This is a genomic window from Leptolyngbya sp. FACHB-711, assembly GCF_014695615.1.
Taxonomy (GTDB): Bacteria; Cyanobacteriota; Cyanobacteriia; order Elainellales; family Elainellaceae; genus Leptolyngbya_A.
Genome location: NZ_JACJOR010000593.1, coordinates 1 through 7,574, shown reverse-complemented (window position 1 = coordinate 7,574; position 7,574 = coordinate 1). Strand labels below are relative to the sequence as shown.

Below are 7,574 nucleotides of genomic sequence, written 5' to 3'. Positions count from 1 at the left end.
AGAGACGACTAAAGTGTCCCACAATAAAGCGATCGTTCCAGTTCAAATTTTGTTTGATTTGATTAATATCAAGCAAAATATCAGGAGATGAAAACCTGGAATAGTGTTTGAGATCAAAGCCGTTATAAACAATATGAACAATGTCACGGCGTCCGCCTGCTGCAACAAATGCAGCTTGGGTCGCTTTTGAGTTTGCAATTACTAACCTAGCGAACCAATTCGCAAGTGTCACGGCGATCCTACGATTTGTATAGCTAAAGTGATCGGTGGAGAGAATATCGTGCAGATGATAGACCAGTGGCCGATTGGAGTAAAGACTAGCTAGAGCACCGATGACCAAGGCTTTCTGCGTATTTGCATAAATCAGATCATACCCGCGCGCAAGATTCGCGACTTTAGTTACTAAAGGAATGAGAGAACGAATACTGCTAACTCCTTGAATCAAGGTGCTATCTTTACGAATCGGAATGGATGTTTCTGTAAGAACCTGAACGGAAATGCAGTGGTGTTCCAACAATTTTCGGAAAGCACCATCGGAAAACAAAGCAACCAGGCAATCTCCTGAGTAGAGCTTTGCAATGTCTGCTAAGCACAGTTCAGCACCACCCAAATTACCGCTTTGATCTAAAAATAGAATTTTCATAGCTGCATCATCGCGTTGGGCTGTGCTCGTTGATCTTATTGTTCTCTAACGATTGTAACTTTACTAGCTTGTGGATAAATATCCCTCTTTAGGAAACCCAGTAAATATCCTGCCTACAGGAGACTGACTGCCAATTAAATTGATATGCCTAACTCAATGAATCACTATTAGGTACTGTATTAGGTAATGTAGACAAGGAACTGAGGCTTTGAAGCTTATCTAGATTGGGACCTCCATGTTCTCGAGCAAAAAAAGAACAGTTATTGCAGGGAGATGGAAAATCACCATCTGGTACATTTCTTTTTTGAAAGAGCTGTCTTGCTCGTTGAACACTGGAATGATTGTAAAGAGAAAGGGCGGACTGGGTGTGAGGGCTACCGTATTCAGAAACATTCTGGTAGATTAGACAGCGAGCTATGTTTCCATTGGAATTGAGCACAAGCGATCGCCACAGGAAGTAACAGGGCCAGTTGTAGCAGGTTTCCCCAGGAGCTTTTCGACCTTCTTGCCATGCTGAAGTATTCGGCAACCAGTAGGCTTGAAGCTGAGTATCGTATTCCATCCCGCGTAATGGAGCAAACCGAATGGTGACACCGAGTTGTTCTGCTAATGAGCGAGCTTGCTCAATTTCAGCAACATTAAAGGCATTGACTAGAAATTGCCACTCAATGAACAGTGAGCTATTTTGACGCCGCCGTTCTTCGACGATGAGCCGCAGTCCTGCCAGTGCATCTTCTACTTTCCCTCCCATCCGGTATTTGCTGTAGCTATCTTGGGTAATGCCGTCGATTGCACAAACTAGGTGATCGAGACCCGAAGATACGATATCGCGGGCAATTTCAGGAGTCATTAGGGTACAGTTTGTGCTCAGGAGCGTGAAAATCCGGCGGTGGTGCGTTCGCTGCACAATTTCTTTGGTTAACTCCCAATCGAGCAAAGGCTCACCCTGTCCAAAAATCTGGCATTGAAATAGATAATCACTGATCTCATCCAAAATTTGATCGTACAGGTCAAGGGAGAGATAGCCTGCATCGCGTTTACGAGCTTCAGAAAAGATTTGACGATCGCAAAGTGGACAGTGAAGGTTGCAATAATATAGCGGCTCAAGAAAAAGAATATAGGGCGCAGAAGGAACGTAAGCCAAACGCCGCCGGTAAGCGTATTCGGTCCGAAGCGCATTCAGAATTTTTTTGGGGGTGCTGTAACGAAGGAGAGACTGAACGTATACTGATTGAAGACGACCAGAGTCTTTGTAATTCAACAGGGAATTAATCAGCTTTTTCATTTCATCCCGCTCCTATTCTCGCTTTCATTGTTTTCATCTCGTTCTGCTTCTACTCTCTCCTTAATCGATTAGTATAACGGTTAATTATTGAACGAATGAGCAATTCTAAATTAGCTCTTCAAAGCCCCTAAAAAATTTGCAAGATCTACACATCTGGAAGTATTCATCGTGTAACTGGGGAAATAGCTAATCTGCTTTTGGAGCTAGAAGAACTTGCTGTACTTGCTGGGAGATTTTAGACCAGTTAAACGAGGTGGACGCATACTCATAGCAGGTGTCGCGAGACGGGAGGGGAAGGTTTCCACTGAGGAGCGATCGCAAGCGAGCTTCAATTGCATGGGCATCTGCGGTATCCGTAATCAGATCAGGAGAAAAGCTGGTTAAAATTTCTGGCATTCCTCCCACTGGCGTGCAAAGTACAGGCGTACCGCAAGCTAAAGACTCTAGTAAAACTAAGCCAAACCCCTCTAGCGATTGACTTGGAATCACGGTTAAATCAGCTGCTTGATAAGCGATTGGTAAATGCTCATCCGGCAAATACCCCAGAAACTTAACGTAATTCTCTAATCCCAATTCTGATACCTTCTGCTCCAACATGTTCCTCTGAGGTCCTTTCCCAGCAACTGCTAACCAGATATCAGAATGCCGTGACTTTAATCCGGCTAAAGCATTAAACAGTACATCGAGTCCCATTCTTTGGACTAAACGACGGGGTGTGAACAGAATAAAGCGATTGCGTTCCCAGCCTAACTGCTGTCGTGCTTGCTGACGGGATAATGTGATTTGAAATCGCGCTGTATCGACTCCACCTGGAATGATATAGATCTTGCTCCAGGGAACGCTGTAATGATGATGCAGAATCGTGCCAAATGCTTTGCTAAGCACAATAAAGCGATCGCAGCGACGATAAACGTGCTTCTCAATCCAATACTTCAAGAAAACGTTGAGACTGCTCGCTCCTTCCCACTGGCTTTCTAAAGACCAGGGACCATGAAAGGTGAAGGTAATGGGCACATCTTCAGGCAGACTGTGCAGCAGCGGAAAACTATAGAGGGCAAAGTGTAAATTGATCGCGTCAGGTTGACAGGTATGTTTCAAGAAGTTAGAACGGAGCGATCGACACCGATGTAAGAATGGCTGGCTCGGCTCGGCTAAATTGGTTAGCTTTACAGGAGAATCAAGCGGTGTTTCCGGTAACCCAATGCCACATAGCTCGACTTGATGCCCTGCTGCTGCTAAATAATGGGTAAGTTCGTAGACATAGCGATCGAGCCCGCCAGGAGTTTTTGGGAACCAACCCGTGCCGATGCAAAGAACGGTAGAGCTACATTGGCTAGCAGTGAGCATTGTTGCCTTTAATCCATCGAGTGAAGGGGCAATTTGGATACTAATGATATCTTTTCAAACATTCTTCTGAAGCAATTTAAGGATGTGAGCTGGATTAGGCAGACACCAAATCCAAACAAATTTTCTCAATCCTTGTTGCTAGCATTGCGTAATCAAAATGCTTCTTAGCGACCTGTTTAGCCTTCTCAGAAATTTCTAAAAGGTAGGGTGCTGCAATAACTTTTTGCAATTGAGCAGCGAGCCGGGCAGGATGTTCATCATCTCGTACACCTGTATAGGGCAGTAAGCAGCCTACCTCCGGTAGAACACGGCTCGCTTCCCCGACATCGGTTGCAATCACGTACTTACCATAAGCTAGATAGAGAGGCAGCTTACCTGTAGTCCGTACTATCCCAACTCGATCGTTAGACTGGGTGGAAACACAAACGTCCATTGCTGCAAGGTAATGAGGTAATTCTTCATAAGGGACTTGCCCACTGAAAACTACCTGATCCCTGACCTCAAATCGCTCGGCAAGATGTTCTAGAATTGGACGACCGCTGCCATCGCCGACCAACAGAGCTTTCACCGGAAGCCCCTTCAGAAATTTGAGTGCTTCAATAATATCCCAGCCGTAGCACATTCGATGCCGCTCAGACCACTGCATACTTCCGATCAAGCCAACCACCAGATGATTCCCTAAACCCAACTTTGCTTTTGCGGTGATCGGGTCAATGTCTGAAATCGCCTGGGTATTAACTCCATCGGGGACGAATTCAACATTCTGAACGCCCTGCTCTCTTAAGAGCTGCTTGTGATAGCTGCCCCGTACAATCAGGCAATCCGAATTGGCGATCGCCATCTGCTCAATCCAGCGAATTAGAACAAGCTGACTTTTTGAATAGGTGCCAGTTGATTTAGCGAGTTCATAGGCAACATCGCCTGTGTCAGTAATTAATTTGCAGCCGATCAACTGCTGACTCAGGCACCCTGCTAGCACTCCTGTGTAAGCCGTATCCATCACATAAATAATATCAGGCTTGAAGTGTAAGGCAGATTGAATGAATGGAATAATACCTTGCCATTTTCGCCTCGGTCTATAGTTAAACTGCATGTCCCATTGAGGTGAGAGTTGCTGTGCAAACATTCGTGCACGAACACCCGCAGCACTGGTTTCAGTACCGTTAATAAAAAACATCAGCTTTGGGTTAGGCATAGGCTTGGTCAGGTGGGGTATTTGTTAGAGGGCTAGAGCTGCCTGAAGAATATCCTCAAGAGAGTCTACAACCCTAGGAATGCTGAAATTTTTCTCAGCAGTCTGCCTAGCTTCGACAGCCAGTTTTTCTCGATCCGCCTCGATCGCTTGAATTGCCTTTAGCATGGTCTGTTTCAGTGATTCGGGCTCATAGGAATCAAAGATGAAGGAAGAAGGGCTAATATAGTCTTTAGTTCCGTTTGTAGAACCCACAATCACTGGAAGACCATAACAAAGTGCTTCGGCAACGGAAGAGCCAAAATTTTCGCCCTCACTGGGCTGGATGAGAATATCGCACTGCGACATTAATTCCGGAACCTTCAAGCGATCGACGGAAGGCTGATATTCCAGATGACCAGGAAACTCAAATTGCTCGATGAGCTTTTTATATCCTTCCGCCCAGCCGAATCCACCGATAATTTTTAGGTGAACATCCTGCCGCTCCTTGAGAAGCAGCGCATAGGCTTCTAGCAACAGATCGAGTCTTTTTCTAGGCTCAGAGCGACCTAACCACAAAAGCACTTTAGTATCATCTACTCTTTGGACGGAAGAGGAATTCGTTCGTTGAAAATAATCTGTATCTATTGGATAAGGCAAAGCAAAGACAGCATGAGCTGGTACACCAAATGATACAAGCTGTTCTTTCGACCATTGACTACCAGCAATCAGAAACTCGCTGTTTCTAACTTCTGCCCTTGCCCGTAAATCCCTAATAAGATAGAAAACCATCAATTTAAGGTACAGGATGGGTCCACAAAGCGAAACTAGTTTTTCTTTTGACTTTTTAATGTAGAACCAGTTGGTCTTTGGAGGACCCTGAATCCAACTAATAACGGGTATATTCTCGAGTTTGAAGGGTGCATAGAGACCCAGGCAAAGAAATAAATCGTACTCCGTACTTTGATTTCTGGTTAAAATTTCGTGGTATAAAACTCGGTTATCCGCATGATAGACAAATAGCAGGTGAGCTAGGGGATAAATTGCTCTAAATAAAATTTTGCTTAAAGTATTAGGTAGAAGATTGAAAAATGCTCTTAGTTGGGACCTGTCTGGAATGGCAATATAGCGGTAGTTGCTATATTTATCGAGTTCTTCCGGTTCAACAAAGTCTTTCCATCCATAGAAATCAATTTGAAATCCTCTTTTCAATAACTCCTTAAGAATAAGAAAGTTTGCGGAAGCGACGCTCCCAGACTGCTTCCCAACCCAACCATGACAGGCAATTCTAAGCGGTTGACCCATAAAACCTATCCTTATGTAGTACGCGAATCTAGTACACAAGCGTTTCTGGTATTACAGCAGTTTTAATAGAAATAGGGTACGAGGATGTGAAGCATTCTTTGTGCAGCAGAACAGCCTCTGTCCTCTAGTTCTCCATATTATTTAGAGATATATGCTAATGAGTTTAACTGTTTAGCTATGTAGCTCCCAACAACAGCTTCAGAACATCTTGTTTCCCACCATTTCAAAGATTCTTGATGTTTTTCTTGCATGAGGTGTTTATTCTCTAACAATCTCGTCAATATTTCTTCTAGTTCGTCCCAGTCATTTATTTGAATGGCAGGAGATCCATCATAGAACCACCGGGTAGGTAAAGCCTCTGTTATGACAATACAGCCATATCGCATTGCCTCAAAAAATCGAAACGTCTCAAACGATGTACCTCTAGGGACAAGGCATATTTTGGTATTTATCATTCTTTGAGAATAACTCTCCTTATCAAGCACGTCCTTACTTGAGCCAAAAGAAGGCGTTACGGTGAGTTCAATCTTAAGCTCTGGATGTTTTGCATCAAATGTTTTGATACTCGACATCATTTTTCTCCGAGAGAAACTTTTGGGAGTATCAAATAAATGTTTTAATGACCACACTGAGTAAGTTCCATGCTCTATACTCCCAGCAAAAGAAACATCATATTCACGCTCTTCCAGATCCTTGACAGGCAACTCTAGCTGCCGATTGTAACCCAATGGTATGTCGTAAATAAGGCATATCTCACTAGATTTTCGTTGAAGGTATTTCAACTGAAGAAGAGCATGACTGAGCAAGCCAGGTAAGCGATAAAAACCAATTCTTAGAAACTGAATTAGAGCCAAAATGTTCAGATAGGAAGGGTGCAAAAAAGGATTACAGCCTAGTATTGGTTTTGTACCATAGCATTTGAATACTGCTAATACTTTGTCGCAATAGGTCGGTATACGACACCATTCATCTCCTGCCACAATCACAACCACATTTTTTCCATAGGACGGAAGTTCTTTGAGACTATTCCAGGTAAAGTAAAATATAAGACCGCCAACCTCAAGCTTTTCCTCCATTGCCTTGAATACATTGCCAAAGTAAGTATAGTCAACCCAATCCAGGGGATAGGGATCGGGTGGGTACCAGGGAACAGGTTTTTGCCCTTGATGTAAGTAAAGATAATACTGGTTTGCTGCTTTATTCATCATTTTCATAGCTGATAAACAGAAAATTAAATGCTCAGGGCTTTAAACGAACTGAATTTGTTAGACCGATTGCTTAGCTAACTAAACTCCGATAAACATCCACCGTCGCTTTAACCATTTTGTCTACACTAAACTGTTCAGCGGTAGCTCTCCCTCGATCGCTTAAGTTTTTAGCGAGATCTGGGCTCTTTAAAAGACTGATAATCGCTTCAGCAAGACTGTCACTGTCTGCTGTAGGCACAATCAATCCTGTTTCGCCATCTACAATCAATTCACACGGACCATCGGCTGCTGCTGCAATTACTGGTGTTTCCAAGCTCATCGCTTCCAGTAATACCAAACCAAAACCTTCCGTTATAGCAGGATGAATCAGGGCTGTTGCCTCATGGTGGAGAGAGACGAGATCTGGTTCGCTGACATATCCTAAAAATTTAACCTGCTGCTCAATTCCAAGACTGTTAGCTTGGGATAGGAGAGTTTGCATATAACGTTCTTGCTCGCTATCGCTGGGTTTACCAACAATTGCAAAGGTGACATTTGGATCAGATTGAACAACTTTGTGAATCGCATCGAGCAGATACCGATGCCCTTTGTGCTCCTGAATACGAGTAACTGTTA

General features: G+C 43.7%; 7 protein-coding genes. All 7 read right to left on the bottom strand.

Translation table 11 applies throughout. From position 1 onward, the window contains the following. Window positions 1-643, bottom strand: a 643-nt coding sequence (locus H6F80_RS28790; RefSeq protein ID WP_190794943.1) for a glycosyltransferase, incomplete at its 3' end; no start/stop codon positions are given. Between the two features lie 148 nt (window positions 644-791). Continuing rightward, entirely contained in the window at window positions 792-1,928 is a 1,137-nt protein-coding gene (locus H6F80_RS28785) for a radical SAM protein (RefSeq protein WP_190794942.1), read from the bottom strand. Window positions 1,929-2,114: 186 nt separating this feature from the next. Continuing rightward, complete coding sequence (locus H6F80_RS28780) at window positions 2,115-3,275, bottom strand: glycosyltransferase family 4 protein (RefSeq protein ID WP_190794941.1); 1,161 nt, start codon at window positions 3,273-3,275, stop codon at window positions 2,115-2,117. A 94-nt stretch (window positions 3,276-3,369) separates the two neighbouring features. Then, window positions 3,370-4,470, bottom strand: a complete 1,101-nt coding sequence (locus H6F80_RS28775) for a glycosyltransferase (RefSeq protein ID WP_190794940.1) — start codon at window positions 4,468-4,470, stop codon at window positions 3,370-3,372. A 24-nt stretch (window positions 4,471-4,494) separates the two neighbouring features. Then, window positions 4,495-5,751 (bottom strand): glycosyltransferase family 4 protein, encoded by a 1,257-nt coding sequence (locus H6F80_RS28770; protein WP_190794939.1) that lies wholly within the window; start codon window positions 5,749-5,751, stop codon window positions 4,495-4,497. 137 nt (window positions 5,752-5,888) lie between these two features. Next, complete coding sequence (locus H6F80_RS28765; RefSeq protein WP_190794938.1) at window positions 5,889-6,965, bottom strand: glycosyltransferase; 1,077 nt, start codon at window positions 6,963-6,965, stop codon at window positions 5,889-5,891. A 64-nt stretch (window positions 6,966-7,029) separates the two neighbouring features. Further along, window positions 7,030-7,574, bottom strand: a 545-nt coding sequence (locus tag H6F80_RS28760) for a glycosyltransferase family 4 protein (protein ID WP_190794937.1), incomplete at its 5' end; no start/stop codon positions are given.

What these genes read in the sequence shown, in the direction of transcription:
- H6F80_RS28775 (WP_190794940.1), bottom strand. Translation starts at nt 4,470, where the DNA reads ATGCCTAACCCAAAGCTGATGTTTTTTATTAACGGTACTGAAACCAGT.
- H6F80_RS28785 (WP_190794942.1), bottom strand. Translation starts at nt 1,928, where the DNA reads ATGAAAAAGCTGATTAATTCCCTGTTGAATTACAAAGACTCTGGTCGT.
- H6F80_RS28765 (WP_190794938.1), bottom strand. Translation starts at nt 6,965, where the DNA reads ATGAAAATGATGAATAAAGCAGCAAACCAGTATTATCTTTACTTACAT.
- H6F80_RS28780 (WP_190794941.1), bottom strand. Translation starts at nt 3,275, where the DNA reads ATGCTCACTGCTAGCCAATGTAGCTCTACCGTTCTTTGCATCGGCACG.
- H6F80_RS28770 (WP_190794939.1), bottom strand. Translation starts at nt 5,751, where the DNA reads ATGGGTCAACCGCTTAGAATTGCCTGTCATGGTTGGGTTGGGAAGCAG.